Consider the following 16,272-nt stretch of genomic DNA (forward strand, 5'->3'; position numbering starts at 1 on the left):
AGCATGGCCGGCGCGATGCGCAAGATGGCGGTCTACCTCGGCCTCGTGGAGGACGATGGGTACGACGGCAGAGGATTCGACCCCGACGACGACTTCGAGCCCGAGCTCGACCCGGAGCCCGAGCGAGACCGGCGGCGGCACGAACCGCCGCACCAGTCACATCAGGCGCACTCGTCCCAAAGGGACGAACCGGTACGAGTGGTGCAGCCCTCGGCGCCGCGCGATCCGGTGCCGCATTCCGCCTCGCTCGCCGTGGAGTCCGGGCGTCCGGCACGCATCGCCCCCGTGGCGTCCATCACACAAGAACGTCAGAGCCTGGAGAAGAACGCCCCGGTGATCATGCCCAAGGTCGTGTCGGAACGAGAGCCGTACCGGATCACCACGCTGCACCCCCGGACCTACAACGAGGCCCGTACCATCGGGGAACACTTCCGTGAGGGCACCCCGGTGATCATGAACCTGACGGAGATGGACGACACTGACGCGAAGCGACTTGTCGACTTCGCCGCCGGTTTGGTGTTCGGTCTCCACGGCAGCATCGAGCGGGTGACGCAGAAGGTGTTCCTGTTGTCGCCTGCTAACGTCGATGTCACGGCGGAGGACAAGGCCCGCATCGCAGAGGGCGGGTTCTTCAACCAGAGCTGAGACGCAGGACCGGGAACATCGTATGGAAAACAGGGGAGAGGGAAGCGCGGATCATGAGCGTGGTCGGGCAGGTCTTCTACATCGCGCTGACGTGCTTCCTCATCGTGCTGTTCTTCCGGCTGGTCATGGACTACGTCTTCCAGTTCGCCCGCTCATGGCAACCCGGCAAGGCGATGGTGGTCGTTCTGGAGGCCACCTACACTGTCACCGATCCACCGCTCAAGCTTCTGCGGCGGTTCATTCCGCCGCTGCGTCTCGGGGGCGTGGCGCTTGACCTGTCCTTCTTCGTGCTGATGATCATCGTCTTCATCTTGATCAGACTTACGCAGAACATGATGTGAGCGATGTGAACGATACGGTCTTGCCGAATGCCGACGACTACGTTGAGGTGAAGAGATGCCGTTGACCCCCGAGGACGTGCGGAACAAGCAGTTCACGACCGTCCGCCTCCGAGAAGGCTATGACGAGGACGAGGTCGATGCCTTCCTCGACGAGGTCGAAGCCGAACTGACTCGCCTGCTCCGCGAGAACGAGGACCTGCGCGCCAAGCTGGCCGCCGCCACGCGCGCTGCCGCGCAGAACCAGCAGCAGCAGGGTATGCGTAAACCGCCCGAGCAGGACCAGCAGGGCCCGCCGCAGGGTATGCGAGGGCCCGGCGCTCCTGTGCCCGCCGGGATATCAGGCCCGCCGCAGGGCATGGGCGGCCCCATGGGCGGCCCGCCTCAGCTGCCGAGTGGTGCTCCCGCGCTGCCCGCGGGCCCCAGCGGCCAGGGTGGTCAGCAGGGTCAGGGTGGTCCCATGGGTCAGGGTGGCCCGATGGGCGGCCAGGGTCCGATGGGTCAGGGTGGCCCGATGGGTCAGGGCGGTCCCATGGGTCAGGGCCCGATGGGTCAGGGTGGCCCGATGGGTCAGGGTCCGATGGGTCAGGGTGGCCCGATGGGTCAGGGTCCGATGGGTCAGGGTGGCCCGATGGGTCAGGGTCCCGGTCAGATGCAGCAGATGGGCGGCCCGATGGGTGGCCCCATGGGTGGTCCGATGGGTGGCCCGATGGGCGGTCCCATGGGCGGTCCGATGGGTGGCCCCATGGGCGGCCCCGGTCAGCAGATGCCGCAGCAGGGCCCCGGTGGCGACAGCGCCGCCCGTGTCCTCTCGCTGGCTCAGCAGACCGCCGACCAGGCCATCGCCGAGGCGCGCTCCGAGGCCAACAAGATCGTCGGTGAGGCCCGTAGCCGCGCCGAGGGTCTGGAGCGGGACGCCCGTGCCAAGGCGGACGCCCTGGAGCGGGACGCGCAGGAGAAGCACCGCGTCGCGATGGGCTCCCTGGAGTCCGCCCGCGCCACGCTGGAGCGCAAGGTCGAGGACCTGCGCGGCTTCGAGCGCGAGTACCGCACGCGTCTGAAGTCCTACCTGGAGTCGCAGCTGCGCCAGCTGGAGACGCAGGCGGACGACTCGCTCGCCCCGCCGCGCACCCCGGCCGCGGCCTCCCTGCCGGCGGCCTCCGCGCCCTCGATGGCTCCCGCGGGAGCCGGTGCGCCGTCCTACGGCGGCAACCCGGGCATGGGCGCGCCGTCGCAGGCGGGACCGTCCTACGGCGGTCAGCAGCAGATGTCGCCCGCGATGACCCAGCCGATGGCTCCGGTGCGGCCCCAGGGCCCGTCGCCGATGCAGCAGGCGCCCTCGCCGATGCGCGGGTTCCTCATCGACGAGGACGACAACTGACGGCGGCCCGCACGCCATAGGCGTCGGCAGCATTCAGGGCGGGGCCCCCGGAGAGATCCGGGGGCCCCGCCCTTTTGCGCGCGCGCCAAGGGCCTGTACGGGGTCCAGAAGACGTCGGCACGGGCACGCGGGCCTTTCTCTCGGTCCGCGCACCCGGACGCCCCGTACGGCCGGCCTGTGGCGCCGAGCGCTGCGACGGTGCGCGGAAAGCCGCGGTCCCTTCCCGGCCGGGAGAGCCACAGCCCTCCGGCCCGCTTGGCGGGTGCGGGGCGGTCCTCGGCCCCTCCGGCGTTCGAGGCGCGGGGTCCGGGGCCCCGGACCCCGGGACGGGAAGGGCGGGGGCGGAGGGGGCGAGAAGCGGCGGGCGGAACCACGGCGGAGTCCGAGCGGCTCCGCCGGGCAGGGCCGGCCGGCACGGTCGGGGAGCCAGGCCACGCCAGGCCGCGGTGCGGGACGGGAAGGGCAGGGGTGGCGGGACGGGCGAAGGCCCGGGGCCGCCAGGATCTCCTGGCGGCCCCGGGCCTTCAGCGCGGGTGGGAGTCCCTCGTCACGCCTTGCGGAGGCGGAACACCAGGGACAGGCCCTCGTCGGAGAACGGCTCGCCGTACGTGCCGTCGGCCTCTTCCTGGGCGAAGTCCGTGGCGAGGACCTCGTCGGCGATGAGACCGGCGTGCTCGCCGAGCGCCGCGACGACCGCCGGGTCCGTGGAGGTCCAGCGGAGCGCGATGCGGTCGGCGACGTCGAGGCCGCTGTTCTTGCGGGCCTCCTGGATCAGCCGGATCGCGTCACGGGCGAGGCCCGCCTGCCGCAGCTCCTCGGTGATCTCCAGGTCGAGCGCGACCGTCGCGCCGGAGTCGGAGGCCACCGACCAGCCCTCGCGGGGGGTCTCCGTGATGATGACCTCGTCCGGGGCCAGGGTCACCTTCTCGCCGCCGACCTCGACCGACGCGGTGCCCTCGCGCAGGGCGAGGGACAGGGCGGCGGCGTCGGCCCGGGCGATGGCCTTCGCCACATCCTGGACGCCCTTGCCGAAGCGCTTGCCCAGCGCGCGGAAGTTCGCCTTCGCGGTGGTGTCGACCAGTGAACCGCCGACCTCGGAGAGCGATGCGAGGGAACTCACGTTCAGTTCCTCGGTGATCTGCGCGTGCAGCTCGGGGTCGAGCGTCGCGAAGCCGTTCGCCGCGATCAGCGCGCGCGACAGCGGCTGACGGGTCTTGACGCCGGACTCCGCGCGCGTGGCCCGGCCGAGCTCGACGAGACGGCGCACCAGCACCATCTGGCGCGACAGCTCCGGGTCGATGGCGGACAGGTCCGCCTCGGGCCAGGTCGACAGGTGCACGGACTCGGGGGCGTCCGGGGAGACCGGGACGACCAGGTCCTGCCAGACCCGCTCGGTGATGAACGGGGTCAGCGGGGCCATCAGCCGCGTGACGGTCTCCACGACCTCGTGCAGCGTGCGCAACGCGGCCTTGTCGCCCTGCCAGAAGCGGCGGCGGGAGCGGCGCACGTACCAGTTGGAGAGGTCGTCGACGAAGGCCGACAGGAGCTTTCCGGCGCGCTGGGTGTCGTAGGCCTCCAGAGCCTGCGTCACCTGGTCGGTGAGCGCGTGGAGTTCGGAGAGCAGCCAGCGGTCGAGGACGGGGCGGTCCGCCGGGGCCGGGTCGGCCGCGCTGGGCGCCCAGTCGCTGGTGCGGGCGTACAGCGCCTGGAAGGCGACGGTGTTCCAGTAGGTGAGGAGCGTCTTGCGGACGACCTCCTGGATGGTGCCGTGGCCCACGCGCCGGGCCGCCCACGGGGAGCCGCCGGCCGCCATGAACCAGCGCACCGCGTCGGCGCCGTGCTGGTCCATCAGCGGGATCGGCTGCAGGATGTTGCCCAGGTGCTTGGACATCTTGCGGCCGTCCTCGGCGAGGATGTGGCCGAGGCACACGACGTTCTCGTACGAGGACTTGTCGAAGACCAGGGTGCCGACGGCCATCAGCGTGTAGAACCAGCCGCGCGTCTGGTCGATGGCCTCGGAGATGAACTGGGCCGGGTAGCGGCTCTCGAAGATCTCCTTGTTCTTGTACGGGTAGCCCCACTGCGCGAACGGCATCGAGCCCGAGTCGTACCAGGCGTCGATGACCTCGGGCACCCGGGTCGCCGTCAGACCGCAGCCGCCCTCGGGGCACGGGAAGGTCACCGCGTCGATGTACGGGCGGTGCGGGTCGAGCTCCGACTGGTCGGTGCCGGTCAGCTCGGACAGCTCCGCGCGCGAGCCGACACAGGTGAGGTGGCCCTCCTCGCAGGTCCACAGCGGCAGCGGGGTGCCCCAGTAGCGGCTGCGCGAGAGCGCCCAGTCGATGTTGTTGTTCAGCCAGTCGCCGAAGCGGCCGTGCTTGACCGACTCCGGGAACCAGTTGGTGCCCTCGTTCTCCTCCAGCAGACGGTCCTTGACGGCCGTGGTGCGGATGTACCAGGAGGGCTGCGCGTAGTACAGGAGCGCGGTGTGGCAGCGCCAGCAGTGCGGGTAACTGTGCTCGTACGGCACGTGCTTGAAGAGCAGGCCGCGGTTCTGGAGGTCCTCGGTGAGCTGTTCGTCCGCCTTCTTGAAGAAGACACCGCCCACGAGGGGAACGCTCTCCTCGAAGGTGCCGTTCGGGCGGATCGGGTTCACGACCGGCAGGCCGTACGAGCGGCAGACCTTGAGGTCGTCCTCACCGAAGGCGGGGGACTGGTGGACCAGGCCCGTACCGTCCTCGGTCGTCACGTACTCGGCGTTGACCACGAAGTGGGCGGGCTCGGGGAACTCGACGAGCTCGAACGGGCGCTGGTACGTCCAGCGCTCCATCTCGGCACCCGTGAAGGACTCGCCCGTGGTCTCCCAGCCCTCGCCGAGCGCCTTCTCCACGAGCGGCTGCGCGACGACGAGCCGCTCCTCGCCGTTCGTCACGACGACGTAGGTGACGCCCGGGTGGGCGGCGACCGCGGTGTTGGACACCAGCGTCCACGGCGTGGTCGTCCACACCAGGAGCGAGGCGCGGCCGGCCAGCGGACCGGAGGTGAGCGGGAAACGGACGTACACGGAGGGGTCGACGATCGTCTCGTAGCCCTGGGCCAGCTCGTGGTCCGACAGGCCCGTCTCGTCGCGCGGGCACCAGGGCGCCACGCGGTAGTCCTGGACCAGCAGGCCCTTGTTGAAGATCTCCTTGAGCGACCACCACACGGATTCGATGTACTCGGGGTCCATGGTGCGGTAGGCGTCCTCGAGGTCGACCCAGTAGCCCATGCGGTTGGTCAGCTCGGTGAACGCGTCGGTGTGGCGGGTCACGGACTCGCGGCACCGGTCGTTGAACTCGGCGATGCCGAACGCCTCGATGTCCTGCTTGCCGGTGAAGCCGAGCTCCTTCTCGACCGCCAGCTCCACCGGGAGGCCGTGGCAGTCCCAGCCGGCCTTGCGGGCCACGTGGTAGCCGCGCATGGTCCGGAAGCGCGGGAAGACGTCCTTGAAGACGCGCGCTTCGATGTGGTGGGCGCCCGGCATGCCGTTGGCGGTGGGCGGGCCCTCGTAGAACACCCACTCCGGCCGGCCCTCGGACTGCTCGAGGCTCTTGGCGAAGATCTTCTGCTCACGCCAGAAGTCGAGCACGGCGTGCTCGAGGGCGGGCAGGTCGACCTGGGCGGGCACCTGGCGGTACGTCGGCGCTGTCATCGGCGAGCTTCCTCCAACGGACTTTCTGCCTTCCGTCGGAGGGACGAGAGCCGTGTTGCTACGGACGCCGTGTGCGGCGCGCTCCCGCGGTACCACCCTCCTTGGCCCCCCGATGCGCCGTTCGCGCCGGTGAGCCCCCTCATTGGGGTCGCGATGCCGGGTCTACTGGCCCCAGGGGGCGTTCTGCCGACGGCTCCGGGGTGATCTTCACGTCGCGCTCGCCCCCGGGCTTCCACCGTCCCCGGGTCGCTCCTGGCCGCGTACGCCGCTACTCGTCCCCATCCACGCTTCTCGCTGCGCCCAGTGTACGGCGCCCCGGAGACGGCGGCCGACCGGTTTTCCCGGGGTGCCGCCGCGGCCCGCCCGGTGACCCGAATGGCGAGGCGCACGCGTCCGGATCCCGGGACGCGGGACCCGGCGGATTACCCGGCGGGGAGCTGGGCACAACGCAGGCAGACTCGCCGCGCGGGGCTCGCGGGGCGGGCGAATCGTGGTCAGGCCCCGTTGCCGCGGGTCGGAAGTCGATTTATCGTCCCAGCACGATTCGCGAGCAAGATCACAATATGTGAAGGGGCCGCGGCCATGGTGGCGAAGAAGACCGCCGTACAGCAGTCGGCGTCGGGCAGATCCACGAGTGCGGCGGCCAGGGACGCGGGTGGGAAGAAGAACGCGCGGGCGGCCTCCGGGACGACGGCGTCCGAGAGGACGGCCGGGACGGAAGCGGCGTCCTCCAGGACCGCGTCCTCGAAGGCCGCGGGCAGGAAGACGGCCGCCGGGAAGACCGGCGCGAAGAAGGCGGCCACGGCGGCGGGGAAGCCCGGGGCCGGGAAATCCGCGGGCTCCGCGGCGAGGAAGAGCACGGGCACGGCGAGGAAGAGCACCGGTACGGCCAGGAAGGCGGCCGCCTCGGCGGCCCAGGGCGCGGCCGAGGCCGCGGAGACGACGGGAGCCACGACGGTGGTTGCGAAGAAGACCCGTGGCGCGGCCGCGGCCGCGAAGAAGGCCACCGGGGTGCCGAAGGCGAGGATCGCCGCGGTGGAGCCCGGCGAGCTCGCGGTGCGGCCGGGGGAGGCCCCCTGGACACCGGAGGAGGCCGGGGCGGCCCGCGCGGAGCTCCAGTCGGAGGTGCTGCGGCTGCGCGCCGAGATCTCCTCCTCGGAGGAGGCCCTCGCGGGCCTGATGCGGGACTCCGGTGACGGCGCGGGCGACGATCAGGCGGACACCGGTACGAAAAACATCACACGCGAGCACGAGATGGCGCTCAACTCGAACGCGCGCGAAATGCTGGAACAGACCGAGCGCGCCCTGGAGCGTCTCGACGCGGGCACCTACGGGCTCTGCGAGAACTGCGGCAACGCCATCGGGAAGGCCCGTATGCAGGCCTTCCCGCGCGCCACCCTGTGCGTCGAGTGCAAGCAGAAGCAGGAACGCAGGCACTGAGCTCCCGGGCCCCGCGGGGGAGCGCCGCCGCCTCGCGGCCGTGAGCGCTCCTGAACAGCCTGGCCCGTGAGCGTGTGCCGTACTCTCGTCCTCAGTCAGGAACCTAGGTCGAGGGACTCACTCACGTGGCAGAGGCGGAGCGCATCATCGGTACGCCGGAGATTCCAGGAGCGGCGGGGGCCGAACCGGAACAGTCCGGCGGGAACGCGGTGTCCGGCGACCGGTCCGGGGCCGACGCGCCGGCCCCGGCCGAGCGGCCCCGGGGCAAGCGCAGGATCGCCGTGCTCTTCACGGTGGCCGTACTGGCGTACGCCCTCGATCTCGTCAGCAAGATGGTCGTGGTGGCGAAGCTGGAGCACCACGACCCGATCGACATCGCCGGGGACTGGCTGAGGCTCGAGGCGATCCGCAACGCGGGTGCCGCCTTCGGCTTCGGGCAGGCGTTCACGGTGATCTTCACGGTGATCGCGGCGGCGGTGATCGTCGTCATCGCCCGGCTCGCCCGCAAGCTCTACAGCGTGCCGTGGGCCATCGCGCTGGGCCTGCTGCTGGGCGGCGCGCTCGGCAACCTGACCGACCGGGTCTTCCGCTCGCCCGGCGTCTTCGAGGGCGCGGTCGTGGACTTCATCGCACCCAAGCACTTCGCCGTCTTCAACCTCGCCGACTCGGCGATCGTCTGCGGCGGCATCCTGATCGTACTGCTGTCCTTCCGGGGCCTGGACCCGGACGGCACGGTCCACAAGGACTGACACCGGGCCCGCCCGGCGCCCGCCGTGCGGACCGTCCCGAGGCCCGTACGGCGGCCGGTGCGGCGCCTCGGGGCGGCCCCGGCCGGGTACTGGCGTTCGGACGGTGGTCCGGTGGTGTCCGAGCGGTCCGGCATACTCGACGGGTGAGCACGATTCCCGAGATCCGTACCCTGCCCGTGCCCGACGGCCTGGAGGGCGAGCGCGTCGACGCCGCCATCTCCCGCATGCTGGGCTTCTCCCGTACCAAGGCCGCGGAACTCGCCGCGGCGGGGAAGGTCACGGTCGACGGCTCGGTGGTCGGCAAGTCCGAGCGCGTGCGCGGCGGCTCCTGGCTCGAGGTCGAGATGCCCGGAGCCCCCGCGCCCGTGCAGATCGTCGCCGAGCCCGTCGAGGGCATGGAGATCGTCCACGACGACGACGACGTGCTCGTGATCGTCAAGCCCGTCGGCGTGGCCGCGCACCCCAGCCCCGGCTGGTCCGGTCCGACCGTCATCGGCGGTCTCGCGGCCGCCGGGTACCGCATCTCGACCTCCGGCGCCGCGGAGCGCCAGGGCATCGTCCACCGCCTGGACGTGGGCACCTCGGGCCTGATGACGGTCGCCAAGTCGGAGTACGCGTACACGTCGCTCAAGCGCCAGTTCAAGGAGCGCACGGTCGACAAGCGCTACCACGCGCTCGTGCAGGGCCACCCGGACCCGACCAGCGGCACCATCGACGCGCCCATCGGACGCCATCCGAACCACGACTACAAGTGGGCGGTCACGGCCGAGGGCAAGCCCTCGGTCACGCACTACGACCTGATCGAGGCGTTCCGCGCCGCCTCCCTGCTCGACATCAAGCTGGAGACCGGGCGCACCCACCAGATCCGCGTCCACATGTCCGCCCACCGCCACCCCTGCGTCGGCGACCTGACCTACGGCGCGGACCCCACGCTCGCCAAGCGCCTCGGCATCAAGCGCCAGTGGCTGCACGCGGTGCGGCTCGGCTTCGAGCACCCCGCGGACGGCCGCTGGGTGGAGTTCGAGACCGACTACCCCGAGGACCTCCAGCGGGCGCTGGACAAGGTCCGTGAGGAGAGCTGGGCGTGAGCGGCGGTCCGGACGGGGCGGCTGGCGTCTCCCCGGCGGGTGCCTACGAGGTGCGGGTCGCCGAGCACGCCGGAGACCGTGAGGCCTGCTTCGCGGTGCGCAAGGACGTCTTCGTCGGCGAGCAGGGCGTGCCCGAGGACATCGAGTACGACGCCTACGACCCCGGAGCCCTGCACGTGCTGGCGGTCACCGAGGACGGCGTACCGCTCGGCACCGGGCGTCTGCTCCAGGGCGAGGCGGCCGCGGCGAAGGTCGGCGGCGATCCGGCCGTCGGCTCGCTCGGGCGGCTCGCCGTGACCCGCGAGGCACGGGGGCTCGGCGTCGGCGCCGCGCTCGTGCGGGCCATCGAGGCCGCCGCCCGCGCGCGGGGACTGGCCGCCGTGGACCTGCACGCGCAGACCCACGCGCTGGGGTTCTACGAGCGGCTCGGATACGTGGCCTACGGTCCGGAGTTCGCGGACGCGGGAATGCCGCACCGCGCGATGCGCAAGGCGCTGTGAGCCCGGGATCGCCGTGACCGCGTGGCAGGCTTGGGGTCTGGTTCGCCTTTGATCGTCTAGACCCCGCCGGAGCGCTGACCGTGGATCAGTTGGCCCTGCTGTTCGTGCTGCTGCTCGGGGCCGTGGTCAGCGTCCCGGTCGGAGAACGGTGGGGGCTCCCCTCGCCGGTTCTCATGACCCTGCTCGGCATGGTGCTGGCCGTGCTGGACTTCGTCCCGAACGTGGACATCCCGCCGGAACTGATCCTGCCCGCGCTGCTGCCGCCGCTGCTGTACGCCGCGGTGCGCCGCACCTCGTGGAGACAGTTCGCCGCGAACAGACGCCCGATCTTCCTGCTCGCGGTGGCCCTGGTGTTCGTCACCACACTGGCCGTCGCGTGCGTCGCGAGCTCGATCGTGCCGGGCCTGCCGCTCGCCGCGGCCTTCGCGCTGGGCGCCCTCGTGGCACCTCCCGACCCGGTCGCCGCGACCGCCGTCGCGGGGCAGCTCGGGCTGCCGCGCCGCCTGGTGTCGATCCTGGAGGGGGAGGGGCTCTTCAACGACGTGACGGCGATCGTGCTGTACCACGTCGCGATCGCCGCCGCGGTCAGCGGGACGTTCTCGCCCTGGAAGGCCGGGCTCGACTTCGTGCTCTCCGCCGTGGTCGCGCTCGTCGTCGGGCTGGCCCTCGGATGGGCCGCGAACAAGCTGATGACGCTGGTCGGCGAGGCCTCCCTCCAGGTCGGGCTGACCCTGCTCGTGCCGTACGTCTCGTACGTGCTCGCCGAGGAACTGCACGGATCGGGTGTGCTCGCCGTCCTCGTCACCGCGCTCTTCCTCGCGGAGTACGCCATCGACGCCGACGACGTCATGACCCGGCTCGCCGGGGCGACCGTCTGGGAGGTCGTGGACACGCTCGTCACCGGCGTCGCCTTCGGGCTCATCGGCCTCGAACTGCACAACGCGATCCGCACGGCGTCGGGACGATGGGGCGAGATGCTCGGCTGGGCCGCCACGATCGTGGTGGTGGTCGTGTTCGTACGCCTGGCCTGGCTGCTGCCCGCCACCTGGCTGACCAAGCGGCTGCACGCCAAGCGGGACTACGACGAGGAGATCCCGACCTCGTGGCGGGAGACCGTCGTCATGTGGTGGGCGGGGATGCGCGGGGTGGCCTCCGTCGCCCTGGCGCTCGCGATCCCGCTGGAGATGGACGACGGGTCGCCGTTCCCCGACCGGGACGAGATCGTGTTCATCGCCTTCGGGGTGATCATGGCGACCCTCGTACTCCAGGGGCTCACCCTGCCGTGGCTGGTCAGGAAGCTCGGGGTGCGGGCCGACGAGGACGTCGAGAAGGCCTTCGAGAAGGAACTCGCGGTACGGGCCGCCAAGGCCGCGAGGCGCAGGCTCAGGGAGATCGAGGAGGTGGAGGAGCTGCCGGAGGAGGTGTCCGAGCAGCTGCTGCGCCGGGCCTTCGAGATCGGGGTGCGGATCAGCCCCGACATGGGGGACGAGGAACGGCGCGAGGCGCATGTGCAGCGGGTCCGGCGGATGAAGCGGATGCGGCGGATCCAGGGGGAGATGCTGAGCGCGGCCCGGCACGAGGTGCTGTCCGCGCGCAGCGAGCCCGGGGCCGACCCGGAGATCGTGGACCGCGTCCTCAGGCACCTGGACGTCCGCAGCCTCCGCTGACGCCCGTCGGCGCTTCCACCGGCACCGGTGCGCGCCGGCGTCCCTGTGCCCGGAGCCGGGCACGCCGCCTCGCCTCCGTCGCCTGCGCCGGGCGCGTCGCCCGGGCCTCACCCGCGCCCCGCCGTGCCCAGGGGCGGCTGGACAGGCCCCGGGGCACGGCGGGCCGGGGCCGGCCGGGTCCCGGCGACCGGCCGGCTCCGGCCCGCCCGGGGCCTCGACGCGGGGCTCAGCCGCGGCCCGGGCCCGTGCGGGGTGGTTCGTGGGTGTGGCGGGCGTGGGGGCGGGCCGCCACCGCGTCCGGCTCCGGACGGCCCGCGCGCGGACCCTGCCCGGGGAGCGGCACCGCCTCGGCGGTGTTGACGCGGGGCAGCGCGTAGGGGTGCTGTTCGGCCAGCCAGCGGATCATCTGCTCGCGGACCGTGACCCGTACCGTCCAGATGTCGTCCGCGTCCTTCGCGGTGACCAGGGCGCGCACCTGCATGGTGTTGGGCGTCGAGTCGGTGACGGCGAGGCCGTAGTCGCGGCCGTCCCAGGCCGGGCACTCGCGCAGGATGTCGCGCAGCTTCCCGCGCATCGCCTCCACCGGGGCGGAGTGGTCGAGGTGCAGGAAGACGATGCCGGTCATCTGGGGCGTGCCGCGCGACCAGTTCTCGAACGGCTTGGAGGTGAAGTACGAGACCGGCATGGTGATCCGGCGCTCGTCCCACGTCCGCACCGTCAGGAACGTCAGGGTGATCTCCTCGACGGTGCCCCACTCGCCGTCGACCACCACGGTGTCGCCGAGCCGGACCATGTCGCCGAAGGCGATCTGTAGTCCGGCGAACAGGTTCGAGAGGGTGGACTGGGCGGCGACACCGGCGACGATGCCGAGGATCCCTGCCGAGGCCAGCAGCGAGGCGCCGGCCGCGCGCATCGCGGGGAAGGTGAGCAGCATCGCGGCGGCCGCGACGACGCCGACGACCGCGGTGACCACCCGCTGGATCAGCGTGACCTGGGTGCGGACCCGGCGGATCCGGGCCGGATCGCGGTGCGCGTGCGCGTAGCGGTTGTACGAGGTCTCGACGACCGCCGTGGCGATGCCCACCACCAGCCAGGCGGCCGCGCCGATGAGGATCAGGGTGAGTGTCCGGCCGATGCCGATCCGATGATCGACCAGTAGCTTCGCCTGGTCGTAGGAGCCTCTGAGCAGGGCCGCGAACAGGACCAGCTGGAAGGGGACACGGCCGCGGCGGAGCAGGCCCCACAGGGAGGTCTCGCTGTGCCGGTCGGCAGCCCGGCGCAACAGACGGTCCACGGACCATCCGATGAGCAGGGTGAGCACGACCGAGCCACCGACGACGATCACCGGGCGCAGTACGTTCTCCATGCCTGAGAAGCTAACCGGCCATCGACGTCATGAACATGTGTTCTCGGGACGGAACGGGGTATCCCAGGAACCCGCTCCCGGGCTGGCACCATGGAGTCCATGAACATCATGCTCTTTCACTCGACCTACGGTCTCCGGCCGGCGGTGCGCGCGGCGGCGGACCGGCTGCGGGCCGCGGGACACGAGGTGTGGACCCCCGACCTCTTCGAGGGGCACACCTTCGAGACCGTCGAGGAGGGCATGGCCTTCAGTGACGGGATCGGCAAGGACGAGCTGCTCAAGCGGGCGGTCCTCGCCGCCGCGCCCTACTCCGAGCGAGGCCTGGTCTACGCGGGCTTCTCCCTCGGCGCCTCGATCGGGCAGACCCTGGCCCTCGGCGACGAGAAGGCCCGCGGACTGCTCCTGCTGCACGGCACGTCGGACATCGCGGAGAGCGCGTCGGTGGACGAACTGCCGGTCCAGCTGCACGTCGCCGAGCCCGACCAGTTCGAGACGGACGACTGGCTGAGCGCCTGGTATCTCCAGATGCAGAGGACCGGAGCCGACGTGGAGATCTACCGGTACCCGGGCGCGGGGCACGTCTACACCGACCCGGACCTTCCCGACTACGACGCCGAGGCGGCCGAGGCCACATGGAAGGTGGCACTCGGCTTCCTCGACACGCTGTAGCCCCGGGACCTACACCGGGTCGTACGTCCGCTCCACCGTCTGCGTGCCGCTGCGCGTGCGGTACGAACGGGCCCAGGACGAGGTCGCGTTCGGGTCCGTGCGGTCGGAGGTCACGTAGTAGTCCATCTGCGCGCGGTCGGCGGTGATGTCCAGGACGCCGTAGCCGTGGCGGTCGGTGTCGACCCAGTGGACATGGCGGTTGGCCGCGCGGATGACCGGGGAGGCGACCGCCGAGACGACGCCCTCGGGGACCTTGACGATGTCGTCGAGGTTGTCGGAGGTCATCGAGGTGACCACGAACTCCGTGGCGGCGGAGGCGGACAGCGGGTACGTACCGGCGTCCACCGGCACGTCGTTGGCCCAGGCCATGTGGATGTCGCCGGTCAGGAAGACCGTGTTGCGGATGGCGTTGGAGCGCAGGTGCGCGAGCAGTTCGCGGCGGTCGTCGGTGTAGCCGTCCCACTGGTCGGTGTTGACGGCGATGCCCTCCTGCGGCAGCCCGAGGAGCTTGGCGAGCGGCTTGAGCAGGTCGGCGGAGAGGGAGCCCACCGCGAACGGCGAGATCATCACCGAGTTGCCGACCAGACGCCAGGTGGTGTCCGAGGCCTTGAGCCCGGACTTCAGCCAGTCGAGCTGGGCGCGGCCGGTGATCGTGCGGTTGGGGTCGTCGACCGATCCGCTGGCGGTGGACGCCTGCTGGGAGCGGAAGGAGCGCAGGTCGAGCAGCGCGAGGTCGGCGAGCTTGCCGAAGCGCAGCCTGCGGTAGGTGGTGCCCGCGATGGCCGGGCGGACCGGCATCCACTCGAAGTAGGCCTGCTTCGCGGCCGCCTGACGGTCCGACCAGGCCCCCTCGGCACCCTCGGTGTGATTGGTCGCGCCGCCTGACCAGGAGTTGTCGGCGAACTCGTGGTCGTCCCAGATCGCGACGACCGGCGCCTTGTGGTGCAGGGCCTGGAGGTCGGGGTCGGTCTTGTAACGGCCGTGCCGGGTGCGGTAGTCGGCGAGGGTGAGGATCTCGTTGGCGGGGGCGTGCGGCCGTACGACCGTGCCGCGGGCCGCGTACTCGCCGGACTTGTACTCGTAGATGTAGTCGCCGAGGTGCAGCCAGGCGTCGAGGTCGTTGCGCGCCGCGAGGTGGCGGTACGCCGAGAAGTAGCCGGCCTCCCAGTTGGCGCAGGAGACCACGCCGAAGCGCAGACCGGCCACGGAGGCGTCGGCGGCCGGGGTGGTGCGGGTGCGGGCGACGGGGGAGTCGGTGCCGCCCGCGGAAAAGCGGAACCAGTAGTCGGTGGCGGGTTCCAGACCGCGGATGTCCGCCTTGACGGTGTGGTCGGAGGCGGCCGTGGCGGTGGTGGAGCCCTTGGCGACGATGCTGGTGAACGCCTTGTCCTGGGCGACGACCCAGCCGACCTCGGTGTCCGGGCCGAGGCCGGAGCCCGGTATCGCCTCCGGGACCGGGGTCACCCGGGTCCACAACAGGATGCCGTCGGGCAGCGGGTCACCGGAGGCGACGCCGTGCAGGAAGGCCGGCGTACCCGTGGCGGCCCGCGCGGGCAGGGCGGCGGCCAGGGGGCCGGCCAGGACAGCGGTCGCCGCCGCGGCCTTGACGACCGAACGGCGGCGGGGGGAGAGGGAATGGACACCCTCGGACGGTGTGGAGGCTCTGTATCGACTGGTCACGGCGCATCAGATTACTGATCGGTACGTCATGCGCGCGCGTGAACTCCCAAGTGTGCCCATTGTTCGGTTCGGGTTCCTGAGAATTTCAGGTCGACGCGGAGCTTGCGCGAGGTGCCGTTCCGGACGGTCGATGGCGCACTGACCAGCGTCATGAGAGTCGCCCTACGGCGTACGGGGCTCGTGGCCGGGGGGCCGACGGTGGCCGGACAGCCGCGAGATCGTCCGCTCCATCACCCACCTGCGGCGGCCCGGCCGCTCGCCGGACTCGATGCCTTTGCGGGCGATGCGCCGGCCCCATTACGACGAAGCGCCCTCTCGGACCCGTTGAAGGAATCCCGAGGGGGCGTTTCGAACGATCGCGGGACCGGCCGATGTCAGCCGACCCGGACGCCGGTCAGCAGTGCTTCACCGTGCCCGACTTGAGAGCCAGGTGTCCGTTGTAGATCCATCCCTCGTTCACGCGGACCCACTGGTTGCCGTGGCTGTTGACGGTGAAGCACCAGGCGTTCAGGTTGTGGCCCGGCGCCATGCTCATCACCGCCGTACAGTCCGACGCGGGCTCCTTGTACGCCGTCGCGCCGCCCACGACCACGACGACCCCGTTGGATATGTTGCTCGCCGACACGTGATCGCAGGCTGCGGCAGCCGCCGTGCCCGCGGTCGCCACGTTCGCCGCGACGCCGCTCACGGCCAGCGCGGTCGCCCCCAGTACCCCCGCCAGCTTCTTGTGGAATCCCATGTGCATCCCCGTTCTCTTACCAAGATCGTCTTGCGAACCTTGATTCAATCGGCTGCCGATGGAGCCCACCACAGGGTTTCTGGAAAACATCTGGCCGAAATGTTTCCTGGCGGGAGCGCGATTTCCGCGTCGCGATTTCCGCCGGGGGAGCGACTTCGTCGTCCCGGGGCGGACGGCCGGGACGGTCGGAGCCCGGGATCCGGCCGTTGTGAAAGAGGTGCGGAAGAAGTCGACGAAGATCTGGTGGTCGAAGCGGGCGCGGGCACCGCAGGAGCGGGCGAACTCCACCGACTGCGCGGCGAAGCCGTTCTCGTCGTTC

The 16,272-nt window shown here is 71.3% G+C and carries 14 protein-coding genes and 1 pseudogene; 9 read left to right on the plus strand and 6 right to left on the minus strand.

The annotated features are described in order from the left end of the window. Positions 1-3 precede the first annotated feature (3 nt). Genes sepF through CW362_RS26985 form a run of 3 tightly spaced genes read left to right on the plus strand, consistent with a single transcriptional unit; the run spans position 4 to position 2,364 of the window. Positions 4-645: a cell division protein SepF gene (sepF, locus tag CW362_RS26975; RefSeq protein WP_103552159.1), complete on the plus strand. Its 642-nt coding sequence runs from the start codon at positions 4-6 to the stop codon at positions 643-645. 53 nt (positions 646-698) lie between these two features. Next, positions 699-986, plus strand: coding sequence for a YggT family protein (locus CW362_RS26980; RefSeq protein ID WP_103552149.1), 288 nt, complete (start codon positions 699-701; stop codon positions 984-986). A 55-nt stretch (positions 987-1,041) separates the two neighbouring features. Beyond that, the gene (locus CW362_RS26985; RefSeq protein ID WP_103552150.1) at positions 1,042-2,364 is read left to right on the plus strand and encodes a DivIVA domain-containing protein; all 1,323 of its coding nucleotides are present in this window, start codon (positions 1,042-1,044) and stop codon (positions 2,362-2,364) included. Positions 2,365-2,911: 547 nt separating this feature from the next. Here the strand turns inward: CW362_RS26985 and ileS are convergent. Together ileS and CW362_RS45505 are read right to left on the minus strand one after the other, a co-directional pair. Beyond that, positions 2,912-6,055 (minus strand): isoleucine--tRNA ligase, encoded by a 3,144-nt coding sequence (gene ileS / locus CW362_RS26990; RefSeq protein ID WP_206301063.1) that lies wholly within the window; start codon positions 6,053-6,055, stop codon positions 2,912-2,914. A gap of 494 nt (positions 6,056-6,549) precedes the next feature. Beyond that, a complete protein-coding gene (locus CW362_RS45505) occupies positions 6,550-7,008 on the minus strand; it encodes a hypothetical protein (RefSeq protein WP_338069080.1) in 459 nt (152 codons plus the stop codon). Between the two features lie 4 nt (positions 7,009-7,012). On the opposite strand from CW362_RS45505, the gene CW362_RS45510 reads away from it, so the two are divergent. The 5 genes from CW362_RS45510 (at position 7,013) to CW362_RS27015 (ending at position 11,499) form a co-directional block, all read left to right on the plus strand. After that, positions 7,013-7,495 carry a TraR/DksA family transcriptional regulator gene (locus CW362_RS45510; RefSeq protein ID WP_338069081.1) on the plus strand — a complete coding sequence of 161 codons (483 nt, stop codon included), beginning with the start codon at positions 7,013-7,015 and terminating at the stop codon, positions 7,493-7,495. A 125-nt stretch (positions 7,496-7,620) separates the two neighbouring features. Continuing rightward, positions 7,621-8,244 (plus strand): signal peptidase II, encoded by a 624-nt coding sequence (gene lspA, locus CW362_RS27000; protein ID WP_103552152.1) that lies wholly within the window; start codon positions 7,621-7,623, stop codon positions 8,242-8,244. Positions 8,245-8,387: 143 nt separating this feature from the next. After that, entirely contained in the window at positions 8,388-9,332 is a 945-nt protein-coding gene (locus CW362_RS27005; protein ID WP_103552153.1) for an RluA family pseudouridine synthase, read from the plus strand. Further along, a complete protein-coding gene (locus CW362_RS27010; RefSeq protein WP_103552154.1) occupies positions 9,329-9,832 on the plus strand; it encodes a GNAT family N-acetyltransferase in 504 nt (167 codons plus the stop codon). The genes CW362_RS27005 and CW362_RS27010 overlap by 4 nt, the downstream gene beginning before the upstream one ends. 80 nt (positions 9,833-9,912) lie before the next feature. Beyond that, positions 9,913-11,499, plus strand: coding sequence for a Na+/H+ antiporter (locus CW362_RS27015; protein WP_103552155.1), 1,587 nt, complete (start codon positions 9,913-9,915; stop codon positions 11,497-11,499). 226 nt (positions 11,500-11,725) lie between these two features. Here the strand turns inward: CW362_RS27015 and CW362_RS27020 are convergent, their stop codons facing one another. Continuing rightward, positions 11,726-12,865: a mechanosensitive ion channel family protein gene (locus CW362_RS27020; protein ID WP_103552156.1), complete on the minus strand. Its 1,140-nt coding sequence runs from the start codon at positions 12,863-12,865 to the stop codon at positions 11,726-11,728. Positions 12,866-12,964: 99 nt separating this feature from the next. Here CW362_RS27020 and CW362_RS27025 point away from each other — a divergent pair, with 99 nt between their 5' ends. Continuing rightward, on the plus strand, positions 12,965-13,534 hold the full coding sequence (locus tag CW362_RS27025; RefSeq protein WP_103552161.1) for a dienelactone hydrolase family protein: 570 nt from the start codon (positions 12,965-12,967) through the stop codon (positions 13,532-13,534). A gap of 9 nt (positions 13,535-13,543) precedes the next feature. Here the strand turns inward: CW362_RS27025 and CW362_RS27030 are convergent, their stop codons facing one another. The 3 genes and pseudogenes from CW362_RS27030 to CW362_RS27040 form a co-directional block, all read right to left on the minus strand. Further along, the gene (locus CW362_RS27030; protein ID WP_103552157.1) at positions 13,544-15,214 is read right to left on the minus strand and encodes an alkaline phosphatase D family protein; all 1,671 of its coding nucleotides are present in this window, start codon (positions 15,212-15,214) and stop codon (positions 13,544-13,546) included. A 192-nt stretch (positions 15,215-15,406) separates the two neighbouring features. Beyond that, positions 15,407-15,502, minus strand: a pseudogene (locus CW362_RS27035) (IS5/IS1182 family transposase); the annotation flags it as partial. Positions 15,503-15,608: 106 nt separating this feature from the next. Next, positions 15,609-15,953, minus strand: a complete 345-nt coding sequence (locus CW362_RS27040) for a hypothetical protein (protein ID WP_162684244.1) — start codon at positions 15,951-15,953, stop codon at positions 15,609-15,611. Between the last annotated feature and the right edge of the window lie 319 nt (positions 15,954-16,272).

It is taken from the genome of Streptomyces populi (assembly GCF_002911015.1).
GTDB lineage: Bacteria > Actinomycetota > Actinomycetes > Streptomycetales > Streptomycetaceae > Streptomyces > Streptomyces populi.

Excerpts from the sequence above, each read along its gene's own strand:
- sepF (WP_103552159.1), top strand. The coding sequence starts at position 4 with ATGGCCGGCGCGATGCGCAAGATGGCGGTCTACCTCGGCCTCGTGGAG.
- CW362_RS26980 (WP_103552149.1), top strand. The coding sequence starts at position 699 with ATGAGCGTGGTCGGGCAGGTCTTCTACATCGCGCTGACGTGCTTCCTC.
- CW362_RS26985 (WP_103552150.1), top strand. The coding sequence starts at position 1,042 with ATGCCGTTGACCCCCGAGGACGTGCGGAACAAGCAGTTCACGACCGTC.
- ileS (WP_206301063.1), bottom strand. The coding sequence starts at position 6,055 with ATGACAGCGCCGACGTACCGCCAGGTGCCCGCCCAGGTCGACCTGCCC.
- CW362_RS27020 (WP_103552156.1), bottom strand. The coding sequence starts at position 12,865 with ATGGAGAACGTACTGCGCCCGGTGATCGTCGTCGGTGGCTCGGTCGTG.
- CW362_RS27025 (WP_103552161.1), top strand. The coding sequence starts at position 12,965 with ATGAACATCATGCTCTTTCACTCGACCTACGGTCTCCGGCCGGCGGTG.
- CW362_RS27040 (WP_162684244.1), bottom strand. The coding sequence starts at position 15,953 with ATGGGATTCCACAAGAAGCTGGCGGGGGTACTGGGGGCGACCGCGCTG.